Origin of the sequence: Ureibacillus xyleni (assembly GCF_900217795.1) — a bacterium.
Lineage (GTDB): Bacteria > Bacillota > Bacilli > Bacillales_A > Planococcaceae > Ureibacillus > Ureibacillus xyleni.
Genome location: NZ_OBMQ01000007.1, coordinates 42,825 through 67,234 on the forward strand (window position 1 = coordinate 42,825; position 24,410 = coordinate 67,234).

A 24,410-nucleotide genomic window follows, 5' to 3' on the forward strand; every position below is an offset into this window, starting at 1 on the left:
ACTACGTCACCTCGTTATAGCAAACAACTTGTGCGCTAACCATTGCATTTGGATAACTTGATACATCTCCACTAGCTAACACCCGTATACCTCTAGCTTTCAGCGTTGTTTCATCTCTATACGGTGTTGCAACTAAATCGATGTTTGTCACAGCATCAATACTTGTAATACTTGTTACAATGGATTCTATTTCATCATATCCATCTTCATTTTCAAATTCGAATATGATTTCATAGGCTAACATAGCTGTTGCAAACTCAAGAGAATAACCTTTTTTTGGTTGAGCACCTGTTTTTTTATAAACGAATTCAACTTCTGCTTTCGGATTATCAGCCGTTAAAACAATTTCATAATAATCATCGTAATATTCACCAATAAACTCATACCCATCTATTTTTGGAGCGTAGATATAAGCCGGATTAGTTGTTGGCTTTGTGAATTTATGTTCCTTGATTGTGATAACAACACCGTTTTCATCTTTACATTTAATCGTGATAAGTCCATCGATTTCTACAAATTCGATGTCAACACCATACGCTTCGATAATTGTTGAATCTACTAACGCAGTATTATCAATTAAATCTATAAAAGGTATGGATGTTACAACAATCGTTATTCCTGCATATCCTCCCTCATTATAAGGAACATAACCCCAGTTATCTAAACCGAGTGCATCTTCTTCCTCGTACCAATCGGTATACAAGTTACCTCGATAAAGATACGTATCTAACATAGTTAGATAATAACCGTTAAAATCTTCTTTCAAGTTTGCAAACACATCAAATAGTGCTTTCCCTGTTAAGTGCTTTATCGTTGGCTTTACCGCTATGTTTTGGTCGTTAATGTAATCGATAATCGATTGTTTAGGTACGCTTACATCACCAAGCGATAACACGTCTAAATCACCTAATCGAAATTCTGATAAGTAATCATTTTCTGGAATAGCGGTATTTTTAACCGTTACTAAATACGTATGTGTCGTGTCGCCATCCACAATAGATATTTTAATGGTGCCTGTTGCTTTTTTCGGATACTCCCCATCAATTACCAGTAATCCATCTGCATTAAATTTATCGCTGTTGTACGTAACATCGTCAATGATTGCTGTGATATTGCTTTTGTATTCTTTTTTGACCTTTATTCTTATTCCATTTACTTTGCCGTCAACTTCTAGTGTCGCTCCTGTTTCGGTGTCTAATCCTTCAAGCGATAAACAATCGTTTTCTCCTACCTTTAATTCATCGAGATATGGAATAAACGGTATATCTGATTCAACTTTAAGACCAATCGCAACAAATATCGAATCCTCTGCCCTCACAGGACTATCCGCTAAATAAGACCAATCATAAAAGCTAACTACTAGAGTGACATAATCGTTATTTTTAAGCGGTACTTTTGTTTGTAATTGTGCTGCGGTTAGTTCTTCCGCAGTTGTTGTATAATTACCGTTTCCGTCACTTTTCGAATGAATTAACGTTAATTTTAAATGCGTCCATGATGGTTTTAGTTTCGCTAATATGCCTGTTAATTGCTTGTCTGTACTGTGCGTTGATAATGGCTCAATTTTATCAATTTCACCTTTTAAAAACTTCAATGCTTGTTCCGTTTCATCCGATGCTAATTCTAAACATTCTACATCACCGATTTTAAACGATTCTAAATAACGATTTAATTCGTCTAATTCTTCTTTTTCCTCATCTTCTTTCAAATAATCGGTAATATCACGCGGCACACGACCAATATTGACGTGGACATTTGCTTTTTGAAACGGATCATACTCTATATAAATAATTCGGCTATAAAAATCTAAATCTAGTACATTCGCATAAACGTGTACATCATCCCCGATTTTCGCACCGACAAGATTTTCATATCCTTCCAAATGCGCCAAATCGACTATATCCACTTCATAGCTTGGGATAGGATAACCTTCGTTTTCATCCACAACAGTTAAGTCATATTCTTCACGAATATCGATTAAATTTTCCCCGACTTTAAATTCAACGTTGGTACTCATTCCAAGATTATTACCACGTTTAGCAACTAAACTAATCGTGAATTTATGCCAAATAATTTCAAGACCGAATAAATTTGCTACGTCAATAATTCGTTTGCGAATACTATCGTTTTCTCCTGCTTTATAATACTTAATTTCCGTTTCCGCAATCGTGCCAATCGTAAACCAATCTCCAAGAGGTGCTAACATCGATTCAATCATACCGCGAGCAGTATCTTCAAATTCGGTTAATTCACTGTTATATGCGTTGTTTAATCGGTATGATACATGCTCGCAATTAACTGTGTAATGTCGACTTAAATTCCGAGAGATACGAAATACTTGGAAGTAATCGCCATCTACTTCCACAACATTACCCATTAAATTTTTAGTCGTTGCATCGTAAATCGTGTCAAACTTAAATGTATACCCACCGTTTATTTGCTCCGAAACTAATGGATTTAAAACATTTTCAATTGTTCCTTTTTCATTGAATGAATAGTCTAAGATTTTTAAAGCAATTGTCATGTACCCACCACTTTCATTGTAGGTTTACATAAAAATTCGAGTGTTATTTCGTTACTCCATTTCCTTCTCAATTCATCCACAGTGATTGAAGAAATCGAAATTGCTTCATAATAATAATTCGAATCATCGTCAAAAATGAGTTGTGACCAATTTTCAGTGGTCAACCATGTATCTAATTCTCGACCTACTTCAAATATAGATTTTCCATTCGGTATTTCGATTAAGCACTCGATAGGCAATGTAAATGGTTGTTTCGAATTATCGGACAACAAAATAACATTATCTGAATGTGGAATAGAAACGTATGAGTGCTTTCGTTCTGCTACTAATATTCGATTTGATTTAATTGATTTGATATATTTATTCTTACTATGTACACTGTTAAACGTAAACCCACTCACCATCGACCACCTCCACGATTCTTAGATTGTTGTAAGTTATATAATTCTTTTGCGATTTTCTTAATGTCGGCTTCTTCACGGACTACTAAACTAGCGACATTGATGTTGATGTCTCCACCTAACATTTGTTGCGTTCTGTCGTTCGGATGCACTTTCGCACCTGTTGGCATTTCAACTAATTCGGGACCTTTTTCTCCGACAATTGCCATACCGCCTTTGAAGTAATTCGTACCCTTCGCCAACATCGGAATTTCAGGAATATTAATACCTTTTCCACCAACACTCGGAACCCAATCAGGTACTTTTAATTTATTGATTCCACGAATAAATTGATTAATTAAGCCAATCACACTATTGATAGGTTTCTTGATTACATCCTTCAACCCTGACCAAATTGACGATATTTTATCCTTAATATTTTGAAAGGTTTTAACAATACCATCTCTGAAATTATTGAATTTATTTACTGCTCCATCCACAATATTTGAGATAATATTCGACAAAAATTCTTTGATATTTGAAAACACCTGTGATGTCACTTGCTTAATTTTATCCCAGTTATTAACTACTAATTTAACGAGTACTCCAAAGAGACCTGTTGTAAAGAATGTTAGTAGCTCATCTCCCCATTTACTAAAGAAATCCTTAATACCATTCCACACGTTAAATGTTATATTCTTGACATTTTCATAAGCACTTGATAAAAAATCAGATATAGATGATATTACAGACATAAATACCTGCTTTATGCCTTCCCACAATGATTTGAAAAATTCACTGATAGGCTCCCAATTCTTAAATATTAATGCAGCTAATGCGATAAAACCTACAACTGCTCCAACTGCAATAGCGATTGGGGCTGAAATTGCTCCAAATGCCGTACCTAATAATGGCATAAGTGTCATTATTCCATTTATAACGGGTGCTAATAATGCAATCGCTCCTGCAATCCCTGCAATAGCACCTACTACAATTGTAATCGTTCGTGCGAGTTCGGGATTATTATTCATCCATTCGATTATACTTGCAACAAAACCCATAACTGCGGATGTTACTGGTGCTAATGTTTCGGCAAATTTACCCGTTTGTAATTCTAACTCTGCTTGCGCTAATTGATTTTCATATAAAGCACCATTCATTTCCTTATATGAATCTAGGAATGATTTCGCACCTGTGTTTGACAAGGTTTCTAGTACAAAATCCATTTCTGTACCATTTTTCTTTGCTTTGGCTAACCCATCATTAAAAGTGTCTAAATTCATTCCACTACGTTCTAAATACTCACCAAACGAACCTATAGCTTCACCCGTTGCCAATGTTTCTTGTAACCCATCAGCTAAACCTTCGAGCTTTAACGTATCTGAAAACTGAATAGCAGCACCCGTTAAATGTTCCATTGTTTGTGCTAGTTGCGATTGATCCATATCAACGTTCGCTAAGTTATTAATCGCTTCAACCGCACTATCCATCTCACCAGTAATCGCTACAGATTCTTGTAAAATTTTATCAATCGCACCACTCGAATTATCAAACCCTGTATTCGCTAACACTGCGTTCATTTTGGCTAAATCTCCTGCGGTTTCTTGACCTGCTACCGCCAAACCACCTAATGCAGCTACACCTACTGCGGCACCGCTTGCAATACTGTCTCCGATTTCTTTACCAACTTGTTTTGCTTCTGAACCAAGTGATTTTAATTCAGACTTCATTTTATCGATTCCACTTGTATCTGCTTTTACATCAATTTTTGCTTGTACTGTATCGGCTTGCTTTTTAAATGCTTCTAACTTGCCTTGTGTGATTTCAATTTCACGCTTAAATTCTCGATAAGCAGTAGCATCAATTTCACCATTGGCAAATTGTCGATCCACTTCTGCTTGTGCTTGTTTTAACGCATCTAATCGTGTAGATGTCTGATTAATCGCATCTTGCAATACTTCAAATTTTTGACTAAGTAATGTCGTATTACCTTCATCAAATTTTAACGCCCTATTAATTTGACTGAGTTCTTTTGCGGTATTTGACGATGCTTTATCTACGTCTTTTAGTGCTTTTTGAAATGGCTTAGAGTCACCCTCAATAGTAAGAGTGATACCTTTGATATTTTTTGACAATATATCTCACCAACTTTCTTTAAAAAAATAAAAAGCACCTACTAATTTAGTAAGTGCTAGGATAAAAATGCATCAATATCAGATTGTGTAGCCATTCTTGCTTTCGGTTCTTTTTCTTCATGTAAATCAATATAAGCATCAATATAATCAATGCAATCACCATAAGACATTTCTTCTAAATCGTTTGTTGTCAATTTACACTTGTAACACAGTGCAATAAATTCTTCAGTGGTAGGTAAATCATCCTCTGATAATGGCGTACTTGATATTGATGCACTATTTACTTTTTTTGTGATGAGTCTAACATAACCGTTAATAATTCCAATACCACTGGTAATGTATCTGATAGTGGAATCGACACAAATTGTTCTTCCCATTCCAATGGAGATGGAATTGTTTTATCTGCTGTTTTTGCAAATAGCCATAACAAGTCACTAAAGAGTTCAAAATCAATTTGTGCTATTGTCTCATCATCTGCTTTTAATTCACCGTTCACTATGTATTGATCTAACTTCTTCAATCGAAATATGTCGGCAATAAAGTCTCGTCTAAATTGCATTTTGTATCTACGTAAACAAGATGCATTTACTTTTAAAGATACTTCCTTCCCATCAATAATCACTACTTTTTCCATTTGATTACGCTCCTGCTACTGTTTTTTCATGAATTGTTGTATTCCAAGCATCGTATACAGTTGCATCTACTTCAACACTTGTTTGTGCTTTAATCATGTAATCAGTTGGACGAGGACGAGCATTAAATGTTAATTGACTTGTTTGCGGTTCTACTGTAGCAGATTTTGTTTGTGAAGCAATTGTAGGACGAGTAGCAGTACAGTAATATAAAACTGCTCTACGTGCTTTAACATCACCGTTAATTTCAAATGTTAATGCAAACTTTTTACTTTTTGCTTCAGATGATTCATATAGAACTCCATTTGACAATTCTTCACCTAGTACGTCAACTAGAAACGATTCAGGTAAATCAGCAATTTCTAATTCCCCATCATAACCGTTGTTGATTTCTGCTGACCAGTAGGTAATATCGTCTGCATGAAACTCTGTTAATTCGCCATTAGGTGCAATTGAAATACTAACACCACCTGCTAATGGCTTAGGTGTATCATATGTAATATTTCCTGCCGTTTCTGTAATCACTGCATAGTGTACATTTTTCAATCCATACTTAATTTTATTTGACATTATAAAGTCACCTCATATGTTATTTTGTAAATTTTTTCTTCATTGATAAAAACACTCGAATAATCAAAAGGTAACTCATTGTCTTTCAACAACTGTTTCAATTGATTTTCGAGTGTTATATCTTTCTTTTTTGTATAAAGTTCAATGTCTACATTCGTAAACTCTTGATATGTAGTATTATCTGCATTAAAATTATCGCTTCCTGTGACCAAGTAACAAATGAATGGAGGAGTTTGAGGATCATTAAAATGAGAGTATGTGACAGGAATATTTAATGTTTCTAATGCTTGTGCTAATTCTTGTAATATCATTGTCTGATTACCTCCTCAACCTTCCTTGCAAATTCATCAATCATTTGTTTTTCCACTGGTGCAATATGTGGTTGTCCTTCTACTCGACCTGTACCATTAGCTTTAACGTGAGATTTTTCAAGTAGATGAGTCAATTGATAATCGGTTTTATTATGTACAATCCATTTACCATTCACCTTTTTAGCTCTCCAACCTTTAGCATAAGAGCCTGTCAATTTCGGTGAATTAAGTTTAAGTTTCTTTACTCCATCTTTTGCAACTTGTTCAGCGACCACTTCTATTTCTTCTGCTACTTCTTCCACATATTCCGCTAACTGTTTGTTAATTTCTCTCGCTAAGTCACTGATATTAATTGCCACCGACTCTCACCTCACAATATAATTCAATATTCTCGCCTTTCTCGTAAGTACGATAGATTAAATAAGTTTTATTGTTGTAGATGAGTTCTTTTTCATTGTCATAATCACTAACACGGATTACAAACTGATATTCAGGTTTAATTCCTGTTTGACCTGCGTTAAAAAATTCTGATTGGGCAATACTTTTTTTATTTGCAAATACTTCTCGATTAGATTTCACTTCAATTTCCTGCAATAAATCATCTTTTGTAATGGTCACATTAACTAGCGAAATCACATCTTTAAACATCGTCACTGTAATCACCTGCTAATGATAAGTGATTTTTTAACGAATCATAGGAACGTCCATATTTCTCACTATCCGCATTCTCTAAGCCAAAATGGGATTTACAATATGTAATGACTGCACGTAAAATTAGCGGATCATCATTAGTAAAATTAATGACACCACTTAAAAATAAATCTGCTAATGCACCATCAATTAAATCTTGTATCTCATCATCAAATGCATTATTACTAATCCGTAATGCTTTCTTGACTTTTTGTAGCATTATTATCACTCGCTTTCTTTTTACGTGTAGCTTTCTTTGGTTTTGTTAATGTCTCCACTTCCTCATTTACTTGAATAATTCCAAGTTGTTGCAGTAATATTACTCGTTCATAATCATCACAAATATAAAAAGAATCAGGCATGTAATACACGCCCGACTCCTTATCACAAAAATATTTAATTACTTTATGTTTCATAGGTATCACCTAATTAAACTTGTGGAGCTAAGATTGAGAATGCTTTCTCATGCGTTACATTACCGTCAACAATTGTGTATGCTGAGAATCCTGTTTTACGTGCTTTTAAATCACGCTCAGATTCAACGCCAATTGATTGATTAGTATTTACTGCATAACCTTTTGCATTACCAATGATAATTGTACCGTCTGGAATAGCCGAATCCACTTTAACAGGGAATCCTAACGCACGACCTACTCCACCTGTCACTACGTCACTAATGAATAACGGTCTTCCATTCCCATCTACAACATTACCCAAAACATTCCACACAGTTGAGTTAGATGCATAAATCGCTGTACCTGTAATATGTTTAGCACCAATTTTAGATACCGCATTTGTTAAGTCACTATAAACTAATCCTGCCGTCGCATCGTAAGTAGATTGTTGAGAAGTCACACCTGCTAATGCTGTTAATACTCCTGTCATCTCTTTTACTCCATTACCGCTAATGGATTGTCTTCCAAGTTCTGTACCCACACGCTCAACAATTTCACCTTTTAAGTACTCAAGAAATGCAGGAATTGACATAGCATCTAATTTAAATGATACCTCAATGTACTTAGATACTTCTTTCGCACCTAATTGAACTTCAATAAATGTGTTTACTTCTGTTTCAGTCGCTTCTGATTCTAAATAGCTTTTTGCATCACCTGATACAATTGCTGAATGTTTCGGTAAAGATAGGAAGCCTTTTACTTGTAATTTTTTCGCATCAGCATAGAAAGGTGATTGTGCTTCAATTTCTGTAATGATTTCATTTAAAGTTGTTGTTGGAATTACTACACCTGTATTTGCAGTTGTATGATTATTCATCTCTACAAATACTGCATTTTCTTGAGTTGTTAGTTCTTGCCCCATGAATGTTTTCGCAAATGCATTAACATATAAAGTTTCATTGCTCATTTCTTGTACGTTTTCTAATTTTGTCATAACTGTTAGGTCTCCTTTGTTTTCAATCGATTTATTTTCTAATTCAAATGTTTGAGTTTGTTCTTTTAAAGCATTTAAGTTAGCCATTTCTAATTTAACTGCTTCAAATTGCGCATCTAATGATTCAATTTTTTTCATTTTCGCTTGAGCATCTTCTAATAATCCTGCATTGATTAATTCCTCTGATTCCTGTACTAATGCGTTACGTTGTTCTGTATAATTTTCAAATGTCATGATTATTTAATCTCCTTTAATTTTAATAGTTGTAGTTGTGCCTGTAATTTTGGCAATAAAAAATCCACTTCATTTGATTGAAGTGAATCTACTTTATTTTTATTAAATTGTTCAATTAACTTTTCAGGTAACATTGCTACTTGATATGTACTGGCTACTAACTGTAGATTGGATTGTTGTTTATCACTAAACATAATTTCATCAATAAAACCTAATTCCAATGCCTTTTGTGGACTCAACCAAGTTTCGTTATTCATCATTTTTAATATCTCATCATGTGATAAACCTGTTTTAATAGTGTAGGCATTCGCAATTGTTTCATTCGCATTCTTTAATACTTCTGCTGTATGTTCCATTGTTCGATAATCACCTTGATTTTGAACACTAACATTATGTATCATCATTTGGGCAGTTGGTGACATTAATACTTTATCTCCAGCCATTGCAATAATTGAAGCTGAAGAACCTGCAAATGATGGAATTTTAGTTATCACTTCTCCATTATGTTCTTTAAGTGCTGTGTAAATTTCACTGCCCGAAAAGACGTTTCCACCACCTGAATTAATGACTATCTCTACATCTTCTCCACTATTTAATTGACCAATGACATCATTTGGACAAGTAGATTCTACCTCATAAAAGTCATATGCTTGTTTATGGTCATTACTAATAATTACACCTTTAATATCAATCTTTTTCATTTATTCACCTCCAATCAAGTAGCTTCTTTTGTTTGTTCAGATTGTTTTGCAGTATCTAAACGTAATAAATATTCATCACCATGCTCAACTGGATGCATATTTAAAATCAATCTAACCTCATTCGGATTCATAACTCCACGGTCTAACATTTGAACAAGTTGTAATTTTGTGGACATACTCGCAAATGATAGGTTTGAACCTTCAAATACTACCTTGTTACCAAATGAACGTTCTTTACGTGTAAATAATTTGCGTGTAAATTCATTTGAAAGTTGAATAATAATTGGTTCTACACTTGATTCATAGAAAGAAATCCATTCATTTTCACTATATGATGATTGGATAATCTTTTCGTTCACATTAAAGAATGAGTAAATACGATTTGTTGTCTCTTTCATCTGATCCGCATTTGGCATAAATGATTTCGGTTCAACTCGCTGTGCATCAACCTTGTTATCTACTGAAGCTGCACCTGCTAAATCGCTATCCATATTTAAGAATGAATCAACAAATTCCTTTGTACTTTTCTTCAAGTCTTCAGGTTTTAAGTTGGCATTGTATTTAAGTAGCCATTGGACAACATTACTATTTTTAATAGCCTTGATGATTCCATTATCAATCGTATGTACAACTTCCATCATCGTCTTGAGTGCTTCAAAATTACTATCCCCGAATATTTCATTCTCATTGAAATCTTGTCTCAAATGGATAATATCTTTATAAGCAAAGACAACACGTTTACCATTTTTCAAAGTAAACCTTAAAAATAATTCACCTATTCCATTTCGTAACGCCTCTACATTACTAGCAGTAATCGGATATAAACCAATTGGATAACCGTATTCATCACGATTAATGTAAATAAATGCATTATTATTTAACTCTAAATGGCTTACTGCTTTTTCTAATAATTGTTGCATTGACATTAATTCATTCGGTTCTTCTAATAAAAATTTCATGTACGGTTCAGGATTTACTTTTAGTCCTGTCTTATCTTCTCGGATATGTTTTGCCATTGTTTTAGATACCGCTTTTGCTTTAACACGAATAATGGATCGGATTAAATCACTTTGATAGATGTTTCCATTCCACATAAAAAAGCCATTATTGTCGTCTGTTATCATTTGATACTTTGAGACAGTAACCGCTTTTTGTTCTTCTTTATTTGATTTCCATAAATCGCTGAGTTTCAATTTCTCACCCCTTTCTTATCCAATCATGTTGAGGTAATCATTTTTCTTATCCATTAGAATTGTATAAGCACATAAATGACTAATTGTACCGTCTATTCGTTTACGTGGATCACGTCCTTTTACTGGTGCAATATTTCCATTAGTATCAACTTTGATTTCAGTATTTACAAGACACATCTTTGTTAAATTATTATTGTTATAATTAATCAAATTCGCTCTTAAATCTGCTTCAAAATTTTTCATTGGATCACTTAATGTGATAGCACCTTGTCGCACAGGTATCATTGCATCTCTACCTAGTTCACTTTTGAAATTATCTAGTGTCGAATCATCAACATGCCATCTGTCATATCCACACCATAAAATATAAATTCCATATTGCTCACGAATTTCAACTACCCAATCTAACACATCACGCATATCTATTTTATAATCGCCCGATGTTCTTAATAGTCCTTTGGTATGGAATGTTGAATAAGGCACTCCATCCTCTTTAGACCTTTCGAGTAACGTCATTGAAGGAAGCCAATACATTGAATGACTATAAATTGTATCATCATTTGGTTTCATTAATAATAAAGTTGCGGCTGTTAAATCTGTCGTTTCAGACCTATCGAATCCTAATATGCCATATTTAAAACCCATCTCTTTAATATTAAATGTCGCTTCATTATTAAGTGTTTCCCATGATAACCATGCTGTACTTGCAGATTGTTTAACATTAAAATCCTTCACTAATACAGTAGGTTTAAAGGATGCATCTACTTTCGCCTTTTCAACATATCCACGTAGTTCATCACGCTTCTTAATTACATCTAAAGCGGGATTTGCTTTAATCCAACAATCCTCAATTTCCCATTCATTGACATCATCTAATTCATAGATAAATGCAAGGAAATGTTCATCATTAATCTTTCCATCTAATACATCACACGCATAATCGTATTGAGAATCAAAGATATTATCTCGTACAAATCCATTGGTACTAATTGTTGTAATCAATGGTTGTTCTCGTGCTGATGTAGATTGCTTCATTAAATCGTAAATGTCACGATTTTTAATTGCTGCCAGTTCATCCACGCAAACGTAGTGACTATGAAGACCATCAAGGCTTTGAGTGGCACTTGCTAATGGTTGTAATTTACTAAATGTATTTGCAAAATATAAATCCGTCTTACGTTTCTTTAAATGACTACTTAACAATGGACTTTGCGAAACCATCTTTAACGCTTCTTCAAATCCCTTATAGGCTTGTTGAAGTTTAGTGGCTATAAAATAACACTCTGCTGAACCTTCACCATCTCCAATTAACATGAACAGACTTAATGCACTATTCTCAGTTGTTTTTCCGTTCTTTCTTCCACGCAAATCAAACACTTCGGTATACTTTCTGAATTTCGTTTCTTGATGTACAAATCCGAATGTTGCTTGTAATTTTGCCTTTTGAAATAACATCAATTGCATAGGCATCCCCATACTACTTCCTTGAGCAGTACAACAAAATGTTTCAATAAATTCAATCGGTTTGTTAGCTAACTCTAAATCAAATATGTATGGTTCCTTTGGATTATTAATATCATCTACTAATTTTTTATATTGCTGTTTAATCCTCTTACAAGCATTGATTTCTCCTGATTCAATCTTTTCATAGTATTCTAGTATGTAATTAGTCATCTACATCACTTGTGCTTTTCCAAAAACACTTGTAATGGATCAGGAGTATCATTGCTTTTATTATTAGTAGGTTCTTCCTTTGGGTATAATTCTGACAACTGTTTGTACAATGTGGAATATCGTTGGATTGTAGTGTTATACGTTTTGACAGCAGGATGTTCCCTTAAAATGGAATATGAACCTTGTGGCATTTCGTCTATTACACCTGTTTCATTAATTTCTTGTTTCAATTCATCTAATGTAACTGCCATAAAAGCCAATTCAATTATCAATTTATCTGCAATAGGTTGTTTATTTTTTGGTAAATTATTGTAGGTTCGTTTAAGTTTTGATAGCTCTTTTTTAATCAGTTTTTCTTTCTCTTCCTTTGTGTAAATCGCCATTCATTCCACTTCCTTTCATTTAATATTGGTTAAATAGTGGGGCTTACATTGAAAAAATCAGATGGAGGAAATTTAAGGTATCCCCACCGGTACTTATATCCTTTTAATTCAATTATTCAAAAGGGGGACTATTCACCTAGATAAATCAAGTTTCCATCCTCATCAAACATACATCCTTCAGGAACTCCATCATTCTTTTTAAAATGTTCTTGGTTGTGACACTTAACACAGACAACCTCAAGATTATTCCAATCTAAAGTAACATCTGGATTATTAATATTATCAATGTCAATCCATACTTTGTGATGAACTATTAATCCTGCTTCCCCACACCTCTCACACAACCCATGTTGAGACTTGAAATAAGCATCCCTCGTCTTCTTCCATGCTTTACTCTTATAAAACTTTTTCGCTAACGCTGTATGCTCTAATGTCAAATGGATCACCTACTTTTAAACATAATAAAAAGCCACATTCCAACAAGGAATATAGCTTTAATTTTACTCAACAATATAAGTAATACTTTTTGAACTCGGTAATATATAAGCATCATTATGCCTATCGAAACGGTGAGCATATGCTTCAATTTTATTTAATACTCTTACTTTTTTTAATCCGTTACTTTCACTAAATTGTTGAACGCTATTGGATATGACTAATACATTATTAGTTTCATTTAATAATATTCTTAGTTGTCTTACAGTGTATTCTTCGCCAACCGTTAATTCTGTTATTACTTCATCTTGATAATACATCATATGTACAAACACCTCCTCCCACACTACTAATTATAGTATGAAAAGGAATTATCTACCGTATTATTTTAATCTAATAATTGTTTAATCTCCGCTAACAATTGCTCACTCGACTTATCTTTATGTTTATCAACATCAATACCTTGCTTAATTAAATTCTCTTCAATTTTAGCCAACAATCGTTCTTGTTCCTTAATTAATTCGTCAATCTTATTTAATCTTTTCTGTTCCATAATTAATCCCTCCAATATTAATCAATATAAAAAGAGGACAGCCGATTCTAGCCATCCTCGATATATCCAATATGTAACATTTATAAATAAGTATTAAATATGATATGTATTAATTAGCATCTCGATATTTTAAAATAATCTTTTGTATAGTGCTAAAGTGCGCATTAAATTTTTTTGACATCTCAAGATACCAATCACACACTTCACCAAACTTTAAATCTGCCTGAACGTATTCAGTTAGCAATTGTTCAATTTCTTCTTTTGATAGATAATTTCTATCTTTCCCCATTTTTCTACGTCTTAAATTTTCGGCTCGTGAGACCAATTCGAGATTTGTAAAACGATTGTCAGATTGATCGTTATTTAGATGGTCTATTTCTAATCCTAATTTACCTTTATAATCGAATCCTTCGAGAGCAGCTAACATGATTAAATGATGTACCGACTCACTTTTAAATTCCCCATCATCATTTTTTACTGTTACATGCACATACCCGAATTTATTGGGATTGGCGACCTTCCAATCTTGTTTCTCCTTATCCCAAATACGTCCATTGCGTAAATCGGCAAGATATTTTGAGTAACCTTTGATTTCCTTTAGAGTGTCTAAATCTAATCCACTAATCAATTTTTTGTAAATACTGTTCATAATTTAACTCCTCCAATTTTTAATTTTTTCCTTTTATTTACTTGCTATGTAATCAATAATTTTCGTCAACATCTCTTCACTTATTTCAATCTCTGGCTTGTTAAACCACTGGCTAATCCACGCGGAGCTACAATTGCAAACCGATACAGAAGCTAAATCTTTTTGCTTAATGCGTTTTTTTCTCATCTCCCCTAACAATTGAATTCTTTCTTCGAAATTCATCTCATTTTCACCTCTTTTTCTTTCAATTTCGTTATTGCTATATGATTATTAATTTGGTATAATTTAAAATGGGATATTATAAATAATTTAAGTAAAAAATAATAAAAAATATAAAGTTAATCCTCCATGTTCCTTTAAAAGAGAAATGTCCTGCTACATTGTCGGCAACATAACAGGACTAAAGGAAATAAAAACTATACTATTGGAGGATGGGAATAATGGTAGATTGCTGTCCAATCACCTTCTATTCCCTATAGACTATTCTTATAAAACCTACTAAAACCATTGATTTTAAATGTTTTTAAATGGCTTTTTTCTATAATAAATTCCCTTGTACCGTAACATTATGATACTTTTTTATTGCGCTGTTTGCTTACTCGTAATTTTGCAGCCTCTCTCTCCGCATTTTCTGCACAACTTTTACATCTACGTTGACTATGATGTGTAGGTTCAAACTCTTCTTTACAATCCATACAATCCTTTAAGTTTAATAGATTATATTTTAAATTAGCGTAAATTTTATTACCGAACATATCCCACAGTAGTTGTTTATAAGGTGTCTTTGTAGTGTATAGATGTTTAACTAATACATCAACAACCTCATCAATCTTACCTAGTTTTAATAACTCTTTTTTCGTTGCACGAACGACATAAAGTTGATTTATTTTAACATCATTGCCTTTGAGTTCCTTTTTAATCTCTAGCCCTTTATATTTAGTTAATTCTTCATATGTATCAATAATTAATTGATTGGATTTTCTCTTGCTATTCGTCATCAATAACTTATAATCGAATGACCCACCTTTAAATGATAATTGTTTCACTTTAAAAATATCGAATAAGCGATTAACAGTACGATTGTTACGAGCCAATACCTGCTTTTGCTTCTTATCCTTCGCCTGAATAAAGAATGTTGGTAATTTTCTAGCCTTTAACTTATTTATTTTAACCTGTAAATCTTCAGGAAGCTCTGCCTCCCAAAGTGTTTTGGCATAATCTATATATTGATTATTGATGTAACACAACTGTTTTACTAGCTCTAAATCTTCATCAGTAATTTCATCTTGATTGAATATCTTAGTGATGTTATTACTAATTTCCCCGATATTTTTACTGAATGCTGCCTTTAATGAAGTGTAAATATTATCATTATTAATTTCTTTTGGGTCAGCAACTCCTAATTCATATTGAAGCGGAATCAAACCTTCTGTATGGACTTTAGCATTTTTAACGAACGTTGGATTCTCAACTATTAGTGCTTCATCTCCATCAAAATCACACATAATAATGAATGGAATCATGTCATGTATAGACACATAGCAACCATTAGTAGTGAACCAGTCCTTCGTTTTATCAGTGACAACATTGTCTCTTACCGTATGTTCATTGGCATTTAAGTGCGGTGAACGTAACACATCTAATTTATCCTCACCAGCATTGTAAAGTTTACAGCTCACCTGTTTATCCTCTAATAGTCCAGTAACCTCCAATCCAAATAACCACTGTGCAAATGCATAAACATCAGGTATTAAATATGTACGTTTAGTATTTGGTATTAAAATCTTACCTGCACGTGCATTTTTGACTAGTTCAGCCTTCTGTTTCTTAACCATTTCCTTCACATATTCATCATGGATTAAATCGTTATATAAACTTAATGACTTATGTATTGGTCTTTGATATTCACTCTCTGCATTAACACCAATAAACGAAAGCATATTATCAAGTGTTTCCGTTGCTGTTTCAATCATCTCTTTTGTGTGACTAGTAATTTCCTCTAAATCATTTTGGTCTAAATTGAAAAGTGTCTGCAACATCTGATAATTAATAGCCTTATCATCAAATACATCAACATCCTGATTACAAATTGCAAATTCACATCCATACTTAATGAAATCGTGTTTATACTGTTGCCATGTGATTTTAGGATTGTCTTTATTAGTTAATTGTTTATAAAATTTCATCTGACTAGCGGTAAAAATAATCTCGATACCTTCATCTATAACATTCCATTCTTTACCCCATACATCTTTGACAACTGATTTTGCTTTAGGAAATTTCTTTAGGAACTTATCGAATGGGAATGGCGTTAATAATCCTTTAAACCCTCCTGCACCACGGAATTGAATATTTTTATTTGATACAGAAGGTAACATAATCCCACATCCATCCATAACTGGATTAGTAATATCTTTAGTTGTAGTAATTACCTCATATTTTGAATTAATATAGTCAACCTCTACATCTTTAATCATGAACTCAAAGTCAGGAACAACAATTGCTTTATTAATATCAAACCCTTCCCACTTTACACTGCTACTATTACACAAGGCTTTATAGGCGATCAATTTATTAATACTAATACTTCCAATCATTTTATCAGTTAATCCTGCCGTTAGTTTATTCTCAATTTGCATATATCTAATTTCATTAACAAACACTAACTTTTTAGTTCTAATTTGACCACTTGATGAGAATGCAAACTTGTAGCGCTTACCAAGATAATTAAATCCACGTTTAATAATTTGTTCCATGACTACATCGTGATACACTTCTACTACAATAAAATCTATTGTTGGTTTAATTTCTTCCTCATCATCATCAACTGAGATTGATTGTAATTCTAATGCACGTGTAAATGTTGATTCAAATTGTGCGATTACTTTACTGTCTGTTAGTCGTTCCTGCTTCAATTCTCTAGTATCATCCTTATGTAATGGTAATAAATTTCTTAATACAACAGATAACTCATCAACTTGCTTATTTATTTCTTTATTGCTAATTCCTTTTTTCTTATTAGTCTTAATTTGTTCCTTCAATTCAAATATTTGTTGTTGAATCCCCATTTCCTGCTCATTAAATAAATCACTAGTTGTAATGCTGTATAAGTAAACTTGATTTGTTTGTAAACTCATAATTTAACTCCTCCAATTTTTTATTTTTTCGATTTGATATGTAATAAGGTCAAAACAATTGGTATGCTAATTTCTAAATCAAACATTCCGTTAAGCGGTCAAAAAACGCCCGCTAACTTCATGTAAGTTTAAGAAATCATCATCCCCATCCGTACAAAATTAAAATTTTGTCCGTCTGATACTGTTCTTTTTATATTAATTATTAAATTTTCTCAATATGTAAAATTATGTATAAAATATTAAATTACTAATTATGTAGGATTTTTATTACTTTGGGGAATATTTTAGGAAATTTATAATATAGTTATAATCTTCCACTTTTTTACCCCTAATTGATTACCCAATAAGTTTTATCTCTATTAGGATTCTCAGAACCATCTTCTAATTTCCTTCTTTTATCAACATAACTTGATATTGAATAATTAATGTTATTCTCACTTAAATATGAATTAATAGTTTTTAATCCTTTTTGAATTCTATTCTTATTATCTCTAAGCCCAACTTTTTCAATTAATACTTTCCGTTCATTGCTAAATAAAAACTTCCCAATTAAACCATTAAGATACATTTCTAATTCATTTACTACTTCTACATCTACCACCTTTTCAATTAACTTTGATTCATCAAATGTACAATCTAATTCAAGCCACGATAATTGAACTTTCACATAAGCAAATGAATCATCTTTAAAGGCTTTTACCATTTCAGTAGCAAATCCATAATCTAATTTAAGTCTTCTTAACCCAACAGGATTTTGTTGCCATTCGTTCGTTTCTTCATCAAGGTAAAACAATTCAACTGGGACTTTATTGTGATCTAAATGGTACTTTGATTTAAAATATTTCTTACTATCCCTGTACAGTTCTACTTTTCTTAAATTAGGTATGTAATTAGTATTAATTTTTGTATTAAATACACTTGCTTTAAAAGTTGGTATGTACAATTTAACTTGTCGAGCATCGTGTATGTCGACTCTAATTCTTCCGACTTCTTGAATAAATGTTGTTTTATCATAAGCAAGGACAACTAAATTCTTAACTGAGTCATCATTAATATTTATACCGTTATCAAGGAATTTAGTAGCTATCAAAACCTTTTGAGGGAACTTTTCATCCTCAATTACATCTTCTGTTGATTTTGCATGAACAAATTTAACATCTATACCCGATTCTAATAATTCCTTTTCAAATTTATCGCCCTTTGTTTTACTGGTAACGAATATTAACCACTTATCATCAGATTCATCATTTTTAATAAGTTGTAACATATCACAATCTTTTTTAAAGTAAGATACATCCAAATAACGATAATCTCGACCTGTTTCATACGTATGTAATTGCTTATAGTATTTAGCTTTGTTGATGATTCCTTCAATTTCATCGGGTGTTGCAGTAATAAATACTCGAATGGATTGGGGATATTCTTCTAGTAATAATTTATAAAGCATTAAATGAGTTTTATTATTGAAAGAGCTATCTGTAAGTATGAAATGAGCCTCATCTAGAATTATGTACTTATATAAATCTAGATTTAGTCCTATTTGTTTGGCTAATGCCTGATATGTAGTAACTTTTACTTTACCGAATACAGTTTGCTTATCTAATTCTTGTAAATCTAATTTTTTTATCTGATTTTCTGTCAATTTACCTTCTTTTTTTAGTAGTGACTTTTTTATGTCTCTGGATAATTTACGTCTATTACATAAGTAAATCATGTGCTCATTTGGTTTTAATGAATCTAACAATTGATTTACAACAAATGACGTTTTCCCTGTCCCTGTTTGACTACTAATTAATACAGTGTCCCCTAACCCCCATTTTTCTAAGTATTCATCTTCAATTACATTAGAAATGTATTGTAAATTTAACTTCATACTAACCCCCCAATATTCTCCTTCTCTATTTACCTTGTTTGTGTTATAATTTTTATTGTTGATAAAATGGACAAATACTACTCACTGGCTAGAGTGAGCAGTATAGTAATCTTTAAATTTTAATTATTATCTTTCGTAGTTGATTTTCATAAACCGGTCTAAATCACCGAAAATTTCTTTAATAGTCCCACCATATTGTTGTTGTCTCTGTTTGAGTTCATCAATAAATTTTTCAAATAGGTGATGTAGCTCAAACTCATCGATAAATGTGTTAAGGATATTGACAGCGCACTCTTTATCAAAGCGGTAATCGATAAATCGTTGTTCAGTTTCATCAATACCTGCGTCCAATAATTCCACGAGATTGTATTGGTCATCGTTTAAGTCTGATTGAGACATCATATCAATTAAGTCTCTAATCGTTAAATATAAACCTGTATCATCCTTCTTTTGCATAGTTTCCTTGCTAATTGGTGGTAACATATTATTCTCGTTTATTACAATTACTTTTCCATCTACAGTAAAATCCTGAACAGCCCACACTTCATGCAAATTAATAATATATTTACCTATTTCAACTGCTGATAGTCTATTTTTTTGTGCAACTTTTAGGACACTTGCAATTCCCTCTGCTCGTAATTGTTGATTCGAATAGTACAATTTTGTAATCCCATCCCCTAAGATAATCCCTGCAACAATTTCTGGCTCCATATTTAATTTTGTCATTAATCCACTTCTCCTTTTCTATTCTAGAATTTCCCGATTGTGCAACTACTATTAAACTACTAAGCTGTAACCTAAAACTTCAAACCCGCTTGATTGAATAATGCATGAGTAGACTTTATCTTCGGTACGATCTAAGTAATCAAAGTTGCTAATTACGTTATCGTTTAAATAGTTTCCAGCTAAAACATATGCCTGTTGTTCACTATCAGCTTGAATATCTAGTATTACTGATAAATCTACAATAGCTTGTCCATCTTTATTGATGTACATTTCGCAAGAATCTACGTCTAGAACGTCACCTTTTACTGAAGTCAGATTAAGTATTTGCATTTCATCTACATCTAAAGAGTAAGGTATTGTAAACTCCTTTTGATTTAATGAAGTGATAAAAATTCGCGTAATTGCTTTACCGTTGAATGCTCCTACTGTATCCCCAATTGATGGATACTTTACTGTTGGGAAATTACCTGCTACGTGTAAAGTTAATGCTACTGGTACTTTGTAATTTGTCATAATTAGTTCCTCCAAATCTAGTATTTTTATTTGTATGTCAACTACCATAAGTGGCAGAAGTTACCTCATTATCTGGTGCTTTTATATTGTAACAGAGCAAAATTAGTTTTCACAAAGAAAATTATAGTAATTTTTTTCTATTTTTGTTAATTTTCCAATGAGATTTTGTTTATTTGCATTGCAACCTTTGCCCATTTATTTTGCTACGAGTGGTAATAATGACAACACAGTTACAAATATGGATACAGCATATAAGCCATAAAACCAAATGCGATCAGATATGCTTACATCATCACCTAAGAAGTATTCGTTTATTGCTCGTATCACCTTCATTTCATTTAACTCCTTTGACTACGTTACTATGTCATTATAGTAACATGACTAATTACCGTTGTCAACCACGTTTGTTAGTCAACTTCATTCCGTTGTCAGAATTGATAATTTGACATATAATATTACATAATAAATATTAAAGAAGGTGACACTATGCCTGTACGTGTTAAATCTAATTTAAAAGCGATATTAGATGAACGAAATATTAGCATTCGACAATTAACAGGAATGGCTGGAATATCATTTGAATCTGCTAGAAGATTATATAATGACGATACAAAACAATATCAAAGAGATACGCTCGGAGCAGTATGTAATGCACTAAATATTGAAATTGGAGAACTATTAATACTTGTAAAAGAACCTACTAAATCTGAAGACGAATAAAAAGCGTAACCAATAATGGCTACGCTTTTTATGTTTATTACATTGCTTCCCCAACAGTTTTCAAGATTTCTAAAAACATTGGCGATAATTGAATTAGAATATAACCAAGTCCTGCGTGCATCATCATATCAAATGCCTTTTCTTTATTCCCTATCATTATCAAAAAGAACGCACAAACTACAATAACGCTCGCGATAGGAAATGAGATTGCCACTAGTAGTTCTATGATTGGGTCTAATACAGTTGCCAACGCAGTTAATGATGCATCAGCAATTACTCCAGTAGGTTCAGGTATTATATTGGTTGGTATGGTATTTACAACAAGCGGTGTATAAGTTTCTGTTAGAGCGGATGGTTCTATTAATGGTTGTGCGGATAATGTTTTGAATGGTTCTATTACATTTGAAGCTTCATAAAATGAAGTTGTAGGTAAAGTATCACTTTTAAAATAATTATATGCTGCTAACCCTACAGAAACGGTAGCAGGTGCTGTGGCGGCTATAGCTACCGTTTTTCTTGTGGCATACTTTTTATCTTCTTTCCTCATTTTCTCAAACTCTTTAAATCGTTCGCTATAATCTGTCAATTCACTCGCCTTAACAACCTCTACTTTTTTACGTTTAAAAAACATCCTATCCCCCATCGCTTATTTAATATCGTCAACTGTATATACCTTTACTTTTAATCCCTCACAAACTTGCTCAAGTTGTTTTCTACGCAGTTCTGTTCGAGTCACCCAAATAAGAGTAGGATAATAGCCATATTGTTTTTCAAAACTTTCTATGAGGATTTTATAACGTTTGATTTTGTCTTTATTTTCTTTCATAGTCTGAGTGTTATCTACTTCCAAGTAACATTTAAAACCATTTCGAGTAAATGAAGCATCACATCTTAGAAACATGCGATTATTACTATCTAAGAACTCAACCTCACTCTTCCAATCATTTGGGCAATTATAAAATAACCAAAATTGATTTCGAATAATTGAATGTAAAATATGATTTCCTTTTTTTCGTACTGTTTCCGAGCCTACATAATAACGCCCAAATTTAGATAAATAATAAACAGTGTCATGCCCCTCTTTTGTTGTCATGAGATATTCTGATAAGTTATTTAGAATTCGATTAGTATTACGGACTTTACCCAACTTGAAATATTGCCTTAATTGATCTCGAGTTAAATAATCAAACCTCTCTAAAAGTAGCAAAATCTGTTCGTCCCTGTTCGTTAATTTCTTCTTTGTAATCATCAATTTGCACCCCCTTCTTTATGACGAAAGGAGCTATTGATTCTTTAATCATTCCAGAAGTAACTAATGGTGTTTGAACTATTTCACGTTTATCAGCACTTTGTAAGATAGCACGACCTTTTATTTCAGGTAACATTTCTGCACCCTCACTATCTAATACAACTCTTGAAGCAACTCCTGATTGAACACGAAAACATAACTTTGCATCAGAATTTTGTTTTACTTGCCTTGGAATAACGTCACCTGTAGGATATTGAGTGGCTACCACTAAACGGAAACCTAATCCGGCACCTAGTCTTGCAATTTGAGACATATATTTTTGACATTCATATTTTATATCTTTTTCTGCTTTTACAGATTCACTAGGATTTAATTCTCCAACTTCATCAATTATCACAAAATAGCGTTCTTCAATACCTGCTTCTTGCACGTTCTTCTTTCCTAATTTTTTAAGTTTCATTTGAATACTTCTCATTTTGTCGTAAGCTAATTTAAGTGTTTCTAAGGCTTCTTGTGGTTCATAAGCAATTGAAACTGTTTGTTTGATATTTTCATAATCACATAACTCAACCCCACCCTTTAAATCAATCAGGAACAAATTAACGTAATTAGGTTTACTATTTAACAAACTGATAATAATTGAATTAATAAAATTCGATTTTCCATATCGAGTAGCCCCACCCAATGCAAGATGAGGAATCTTTTCAAAGTCATGAAATTTGAATGTATTATATTTACGTGTTATTCCTACTGGTACTTCCCAATTTTCACCTTTTATAAATAACACTTTAGATGGTAATGGCTTATCATACACACGTATAATTAATAATCCATTATAATCAAGCTCAATCTCCTTCGATTCTGTTAACTTTTTTCTCCACAATTCCTTAAGTTGCAGTATGATATTCCCATCCCAATCTAATGACTTTAAATCCGAAAATCTTATTCGTTTACGTCTATTATTAATACCGTCCTCTAATACATCTAACTTAGTTAAATAATCTTTAAAACTTCTACCCAACGGAATCCGATATTTATATTCCCACCCCCATTCATATTGCTTTTTAGTGATTAATTGAGTTGAAAGAGTATCCTTACCATCCTTAACATTAAGCCCACTTAAAGACATAATACGTTGAATCTTTCCACTATCATTTGTTGCTATTCCCTGTTTTTTTATAAATGCAGTAGCAGCGATACCACCAAAAATGGAAGTTGTTAATATTTCAAAAAGCATAAACCTCCCCTTTCAAAAAATGGTTACGTCACGGTTATCTTACGTAGTAAGAGTTGCTCCAAAATGGCATATTCGTAATAGTTGCTCAGGTATTGCTATTAAAGGATTTTGAGTCTGCCAAGTAGAAATACTAGGGTAGCATTAATGTTGGTATTGTAGTTGGTATTCAACTTGGTATGTTCCGTTTAACAGAATTTATGTAGAATAATACCTCAATATTCCGTTTAACAGAATTTTTTTATTTTGGAGTTGATGGATTTGGAAATTGAAGTTAAATTAAAACAACTTTTAAAACAAAGAAATATGAAACAAATCGAATTAGCAAATTTAACTGGATTAACTCCTCGATCCATTTCTGAATTAGCAAATAATCAAGTGGAGCGTATACCAAGAAAAGCGCTATTGAAAATAGCTGAGGCTTTAAGTATTACAGATATAAGAGAAATAATTGATTTTAAATTAGATGAACAATAACACTTGACAAATCCAACCCCTTACACCA

31 protein-coding genes are annotated in these 24,410 nt (G+C 32.6%); 2 read left to right on the forward strand and 29 right to left on the reverse strand.

Features of this window, described 5'->3' with window-relative positions; all coding sequences use genetic code 11:
- Position 1: 1 nt before the first annotated feature.
- The 26 genes from CRO00_RS11345 to CRO00_RS20155 all read right to left on the reverse strand — a co-directional run bounded on the left by CRO00_RS11345 (position 2) and on the right by CRO00_RS20155 (position 21,035).
- Positions 2-2,524, reverse strand: coding sequence for a prophage endopeptidase tail family protein (locus tag CRO00_RS11345; protein WP_097073790.1), 2,523 nt, complete (start codon positions 2,522-2,524; stop codon positions 2-4).
- Positions 2,521-2,928, reverse strand: a complete 408-nt coding sequence (locus CRO00_RS11350; protein WP_097073791.1) for a distal tail protein Dit — start codon at positions 2,926-2,928, stop codon at positions 2,521-2,523. Before CRO00_RS11350 ends, CRO00_RS11345 begins: the two co-directional genes overlap by 4 nt.
- Entirely contained in the window at positions 2,922-5,039 is a 2,118-nt protein-coding gene (locus tag CRO00_RS11355) for a phage tail protein (protein WP_097073792.1), read from the reverse strand. Before CRO00_RS11355 ends, CRO00_RS11350 begins: the two co-directional genes overlap by 7 nt.
- 56 nt (positions 5,040-5,095) lie before the next feature.
- Positions 5,096-5,233: a hypothetical protein gene (locus CRO00_RS20315; RefSeq protein WP_202615669.1), complete on the reverse strand. Its 138-nt coding sequence runs from the start codon at positions 5,231-5,233 to the stop codon at positions 5,096-5,098.
- 86 nt (positions 5,234-5,319) lie between these two features.
- Positions 5,320-5,673: a hypothetical protein gene (locus CRO00_RS11365; protein ID WP_097073793.1), complete on the reverse strand. Its 354-nt coding sequence runs from the start codon at positions 5,671-5,673 to the stop codon at positions 5,320-5,322.
- Between the two features lie 4 nt (positions 5,674-5,677).
- On the reverse strand, positions 5,678-6,241 hold the full coding sequence (locus tag CRO00_RS11370) for a major tail protein (RefSeq protein ID WP_097073794.1): 564 nt from the start codon (positions 6,239-6,241) through the stop codon (positions 5,678-5,680).
- Positions 6,241-6,552 (reverse strand): hypothetical protein, encoded by a 312-nt coding sequence (locus tag CRO00_RS11375; protein WP_097073795.1) that lies wholly within the window; start codon positions 6,550-6,552, stop codon positions 6,241-6,243. Before CRO00_RS11375 ends, CRO00_RS11370 begins: the two co-directional genes overlap by 1 nt.
- Positions 6,549-6,911 (reverse strand): HK97 gp10 family phage protein, encoded by a 363-nt coding sequence (locus CRO00_RS11380; protein WP_097073796.1) that lies wholly within the window; start codon positions 6,909-6,911, stop codon positions 6,549-6,551. Before CRO00_RS11380 ends, CRO00_RS11375 begins: the two co-directional genes overlap by 4 nt.
- Positions 6,901-7,200, reverse strand: a complete 300-nt coding sequence (locus CRO00_RS11385) for a phage head closure protein (protein ID WP_097073797.1) — start codon at positions 7,198-7,200, stop codon at positions 6,901-6,903. The genes CRO00_RS11380 and CRO00_RS11385 overlap by 11 nt, the downstream gene beginning before the upstream one ends.
- On the reverse strand, positions 7,193-7,465 hold the full coding sequence (locus CRO00_RS11390; protein WP_141396965.1) for a head-tail connector protein: 273 nt from the start codon (positions 7,463-7,465) through the stop codon (positions 7,193-7,195). The genes CRO00_RS11385 and CRO00_RS11390 overlap by 8 nt, the downstream gene beginning before the upstream one ends.
- Complete coding sequence (locus tag CRO00_RS11395; protein WP_097073799.1) at positions 7,428-7,658, reverse strand: hypothetical protein; 231 nt, start codon at positions 7,656-7,658, stop codon at positions 7,428-7,430. Before CRO00_RS11395 ends, CRO00_RS11390 begins: the two co-directional genes overlap by 38 nt.
- A 13-nt stretch (positions 7,659-7,671) precedes the next feature.
- Positions 7,672-8,865: a phage major capsid protein gene (locus CRO00_RS11400; protein WP_097073800.1), complete on the reverse strand. Its 1,194-nt coding sequence runs from the start codon at positions 8,863-8,865 to the stop codon at positions 7,672-7,674.
- A 2-nt stretch (positions 8,866-8,867) separates the two neighbouring features.
- Positions 8,868-9,566: a head maturation protease, ClpP-related gene (locus CRO00_RS11405; protein ID WP_097073801.1), complete on the reverse strand. Its 699-nt coding sequence runs from the start codon at positions 9,564-9,566 to the stop codon at positions 8,868-8,870.
- Positions 9,567-9,580: 14 nt separating this feature from the next.
- On the reverse strand, positions 9,581-10,690 hold the full coding sequence (locus CRO00_RS11410) for a phage portal protein (protein WP_097073938.1): 1,110 nt from the start codon (positions 10,688-10,690) through the stop codon (positions 9,581-9,583).
- An 84-nt stretch (positions 10,691-10,774) separates the two neighbouring features.
- Complete coding sequence (locus tag CRO00_RS11415) at positions 10,775-12,433, reverse strand: terminase large subunit (protein WP_097073802.1); 1,659 nt, start codon at positions 12,431-12,433, stop codon at positions 10,775-10,777.
- Positions 12,434-12,438: 5 nt separating this feature from the next.
- Positions 12,439-12,816, reverse strand: a complete 378-nt coding sequence (locus CRO00_RS11420) for a hypothetical protein (RefSeq protein WP_202615663.1) — start codon at positions 12,814-12,816, stop codon at positions 12,439-12,441.
- A 128-nt stretch (positions 12,817-12,944) separates the two neighbouring features.
- The gene (locus tag CRO00_RS11425; RefSeq protein ID WP_097073803.1) at positions 12,945-13,253 is read right to left on the reverse strand and encodes an HNH endonuclease; all 309 of its coding nucleotides are present in this window, start codon (positions 13,251-13,253) and stop codon (positions 12,945-12,947) included.
- Positions 13,254-13,316: 63 nt separating this feature from the next.
- The gene (locus CRO00_RS11430) at positions 13,317-13,574 is read right to left on the reverse strand and encodes a hypothetical protein (RefSeq protein WP_097073804.1); all 258 of its coding nucleotides are present in this window, start codon (positions 13,572-13,574) and stop codon (positions 13,317-13,319) included.
- A 65-nt stretch (positions 13,575-13,639) separates the two neighbouring features.
- A complete protein-coding gene (locus CRO00_RS20150; protein WP_161946668.1) occupies positions 13,640-13,804 on the reverse strand; it encodes a hypothetical protein in 165 nt (54 codons plus the stop codon).
- A gap of 109 nt (positions 13,805-13,913) precedes the next feature.
- Positions 13,914-14,453, reverse strand: coding sequence for an HNH endonuclease (locus CRO00_RS11435; protein ID WP_097073805.1), 540 nt, complete (start codon positions 14,451-14,453; stop codon positions 13,914-13,916).
- Between the two features lie 33 nt (positions 14,454-14,486).
- Complete coding sequence (locus tag CRO00_RS11440; RefSeq protein ID WP_097073806.1) at positions 14,487-14,675, reverse strand: hypothetical protein; 189 nt, start codon at positions 14,673-14,675, stop codon at positions 14,487-14,489.
- A gap of 344 nt (positions 14,676-15,019) precedes the next feature.
- Positions 15,020-17,590 carry an RNA dependent RNA polymerase gene (locus CRO00_RS11445; RefSeq protein WP_097073807.1) on the reverse strand — a complete coding sequence of 857 codons (2,571 nt, stop codon included), beginning with the start codon at positions 17,588-17,590 and terminating at the stop codon, positions 15,020-15,022.
- Positions 17,591-17,918: 328 nt separating this feature from the next.
- The gene (locus tag CRO00_RS11450) at positions 17,919-19,463 is read right to left on the reverse strand and encodes a DEAD/DEAH box helicase (protein ID WP_097073808.1); all 1,545 of its coding nucleotides are present in this window, start codon (positions 19,461-19,463) and stop codon (positions 17,919-17,921) included.
- 126 nt (positions 19,464-19,589) lie between these two features.
- Complete coding sequence (locus CRO00_RS11455) at positions 19,590-20,189, reverse strand: hypothetical protein (protein WP_097073809.1); 600 nt, start codon at positions 20,187-20,189, stop codon at positions 19,590-19,592.
- A gap of 51 nt (positions 20,190-20,240) precedes the next feature.
- The gene (locus tag CRO00_RS11460; protein WP_097073810.1) at positions 20,241-20,702 is read right to left on the reverse strand and encodes a hypothetical protein; all 462 of its coding nucleotides are present in this window, start codon (positions 20,700-20,702) and stop codon (positions 20,241-20,243) included.
- Between the two features lie 195 nt (positions 20,703-20,897).
- Entirely contained in the window at positions 20,898-21,035 is a 138-nt protein-coding gene (locus CRO00_RS20155; RefSeq protein ID WP_161946669.1) for a hypothetical protein, read from the reverse strand.
- 153 nt (positions 21,036-21,188) lie between these two features.
- Here CRO00_RS20155 and CRO00_RS11465 point away from each other — a divergent pair, with 153 nt between their 5' ends.
- A complete protein-coding gene (locus CRO00_RS11465; RefSeq protein ID WP_097073811.1) occupies positions 21,189-21,422 on the forward strand; it encodes a helix-turn-helix domain-containing protein in 234 nt (77 codons plus the stop codon).
- A 37-nt stretch (positions 21,423-21,459) separates the two neighbouring features.
- On the opposite strand, the gene CRO00_RS11470 is transcribed toward CRO00_RS11465, so the two are convergent.
- The 3 genes from CRO00_RS11470 to CRO00_RS11480 are packed head-to-tail and all read right to left on the reverse strand — an operon-like array spanning position 21,460 to position 23,908.
- On the reverse strand, positions 21,460-22,053 hold the full coding sequence (locus CRO00_RS11470; RefSeq protein ID WP_097073812.1) for a hypothetical protein: 594 nt from the start codon (positions 22,051-22,053) through the stop codon (positions 21,460-21,462).
- A 15-nt stretch (positions 22,054-22,068) separates the two neighbouring features.
- On the reverse strand, positions 22,069-22,671 hold the full coding sequence (locus CRO00_RS11475) for a replication-relaxation family protein (RefSeq protein WP_237658399.1): 603 nt from the start codon (positions 22,669-22,671) through the stop codon (positions 22,069-22,071).
- Complete coding sequence (locus CRO00_RS11480; protein ID WP_097073813.1) at positions 22,607-23,908, reverse strand: FtsK/SpoIIIE domain-containing protein; 1,302 nt, start codon at positions 23,906-23,908, stop codon at positions 22,607-22,609. The genes CRO00_RS11475 and CRO00_RS11480 overlap by 65 nt, the downstream gene beginning before the upstream one ends.
- Before the next feature lie 258 nt (positions 23,909-24,166).
- Here CRO00_RS11480 and CRO00_RS11485 point away from each other — a divergent pair, with 258 nt between their 5' ends.
- On the forward strand, positions 24,167-24,382 hold the full coding sequence (locus tag CRO00_RS11485; RefSeq protein WP_419865880.1) for a helix-turn-helix domain-containing protein: 216 nt from the start codon (positions 24,167-24,169) through the stop codon (positions 24,380-24,382).
- The last annotated feature ends 28 nt before the right edge of the window (positions 24,383-24,410 follow it).